The organism is Kineosporia sp. A_224 (assembly GCF_002198655.1).
GTDB lineage: Bacteria > Actinomycetota > Actinomycetes > Actinomycetales > Kineosporiaceae > R-H-3.
The window spans coordinates 18,369-20,833 of sequence record NZ_MWLN01000151.1 but is presented as its reverse complement, the minus strand read 5'-3'; the positions used below and the strand labels follow the sequence as shown (position 1 = coordinate 20,833).

The following is a 2,465-nucleotide window of genomic DNA, read 5'->3' as shown; positions in this document are numbered from 1 at the left end:
CCCCGGCGCCGGCGGGACCGGGGCGGTGAGCCGGCGGCGGCTGCGCGCGGGCCAGAGGACGGCGAATGCGAGGCCGAGGATCGCCCCGAGGCCGAGGCCCGCGGGGATCGCGACGAGCGGCTTCGGCGACGCCGGGGACGTCGGCTCGACCGGCTTGTTGATGATCTCGCCGGCGGTGTTCGCGAGCAGCGACTCCAGGCTCCGGCGGCTCTGGACGAGGACGTCGAGCTGCGTCTGGAGCGCCGTCGTGGACTTCACGGCGATCTGCTTCTGCACCTCGTCGATGTTCTTGAGCACCTCGGCGTACTGCGTCTTGGCGACGGACTGCTTGCTCTGCTTGCTGTACGTGAGGTAGCTGTCGGCGACCGTGGCGGCACCGCGCACCGCCGCCGCGGGCGAGCCCGCGGAGTACGTGATGTCGACGACCTGGGTGTCCTGCGGCGAGGAGACGGCGATCGAGTGCCGCACGGTCCGCATGTCGATGCCGAGGGTGTCGGCGGCGAGGGCGGCGACCGACGTCGACTGCACGACCTGCATCTCGGTCTGCATCGAGATGAGGTTCGACACGTTGACGTTGCCGGCGTACCGGTCCGCGACGACGGGCTCGACCTTGACCGAGGCGGTCGCCGAGTAGGTCGGCGGGGTCAGCACGACGTAGGCCACCGACAGCAGGAGGCCGAGCATCATCGGGGCGACCGCGAGGACGGGACGCTGCCTGACGCGCGTCACGACGTCCCGGACGGTGAGCGCGCCGGTGATGTCCTCCATGCCTGCGGGCCTCCAGGTCGGTCCGGGCGTCCTCGTCGTCAGCCTGTCGTGTCGCACAGCCTAGGGCGGCCGCAGGGCGCACGGGCACCCCGGGCCAGGATCTACACCGTTCGCTCGGTTTGTCCGCGACTCTCCGCGAACGTGGCGACGGACACCCTGGCCTGCTGAAGAATGATCGGCACGTCCTGGCTAAGGCTGAACCCCTCCTCGGGCGATGAAGACAGGGACGGCGGACCGCCGAGAACCGCCCAGGACGACCGACGAGGACGAGCGACCCGTGGAGGCCCGCACCGTGAGCGCGCTGCAGCAGGCGGGGGGCGTGGCCGTCGGCCCGCTCGACCGCCGCGGCGCCCGGGCCGCCCGCGCGGGCGTGCTGCCGGCCTGGCCGGTCACGTGGCTGTTCGTGCTCTTCCCGCTGTGGTGGGTCGCCGGGCTGATGCCGTTCGTCATCCCGATGGCCGGCGCCGTCTGCCTGTTCCTCATGTCGGTGCGCGGATCCGTCCGGCTGCCCCGGATGTGGCTGCCGTGGACCGGCTTCATCATCTGGATGCTCGTGTCGGCGTCGATGATCGACACCGCCGGCCGGATGCTCGGCTTCGCCCAGCGCTGGACGACGCTCGTCGGCGCCAGCATCGTCGCCGTCTACGTCTACAACGCCGCCGAGCGGCTCACCCGCCGCCGTCTCCTCGGGGCGATGGCCTGGTTCCTCGGCTGGATCGCCGTCGGCGGCTACCTCGGGATGATCGCCCCGTACACCCGGATCAACACCCCGATGCTGCGGATCATGCCGCGCAACATCGCCTCGAACGACTACGTCCGCGAGCTGCTCAGCCCCCGGTTCGCCGAGGTCCAGCAGCCGTACGGCGCGCCCTACCCGTTCGTCCGGCCGGCCGCGCCGTTCCCGTACACGAACGGCTGGGGGCACGCGTTCGTGCTGCTCCTGCCGCTCATGGTCGCGCTGTGGCTCATCGCCGACCGGCGGCTCCGGACGACCCTGCCGCTCCTCGTTCTGGCCGCCGTCCCACCCGCCCTGGCGACCCTCAACCGGGGCATCTTCGTCGGCGTCGCGGTGTCGGCGATGGTGACGACGCTCCGGCTGCGGCGGCGGATCCGGCTCGGGCACGTGCTGCTCGCCGCGGTCCCGCTCGCGGGGGCGGCGCTGTTCGTCCTGAGCACCGGGGCCCTCGACCGGATCTCGCAGCGGACCTCGTCGAGCTCGACGACGGCCGACCGGGCCTCGATCTACCGGGAGGCCTTCGACCGCACGCTCGACTCGCCGCTGCTCGGCTACGGCGCCCCCCGGCCGTCGGAGCTGCTCGGGGTGAGCGTCGGCACCCAGGGCCACTTCTGGTACGTCATGTTCTCCCACGGCTTCGTCGGGCTCGCCCTGTTCCTCACGACGGTCTGGGGCCTGGCGCTGACGACGCGGCGCACCACGGACCTGCCCGGCGCCTTCGTCCACATGACGCTCGTCGTCGTCTCGGTGATGCTCATGTTCTACGGGCTCGACGGGATGAACCTGCTCATCGTCCTCGTCACCGCGGCGCTGCTGCTGCGCCGTGACGACCCGGTCCGCTCGGACGCCCCGGTCGTGCCGGAGCGGGTCGTGCGCCGGCACGGCGTCCCGCCGCACCGGGAGAGCCACCTGGAGCGCAGCCTGCGCTGGCCGGACGTCGGCATCCCCGCGCCCGGCCGCC

The 2,465-nt window shown here is 72.4% G+C and carries 2 protein-coding genes; one reads left to right on the top strand and one right to left on the bottom strand.

Features of this window, described 5'->3' with window-relative positions; translation table 11 throughout:
- Window positions 1-768, bottom strand: a 768-nt coding sequence (locus EDJALFJO_RS13390) for a Wzz/FepE/Etk N-terminal domain-containing protein (RefSeq protein ID WP_143448560.1), incomplete at its 3' end; no start/stop codon positions are given.
- 277 nt (window positions 769-1,045) lie between these two features.
- On the opposite strand from EDJALFJO_RS13390, the gene EDJALFJO_RS13385 reads away from it, so the two are divergent.
- A partial coding sequence (locus tag EDJALFJO_RS13385; RefSeq protein WP_158220422.1) for an O-antigen ligase occupies window positions 1,046-2,465 on the top strand: 1,420 nt, incomplete at its 3' end.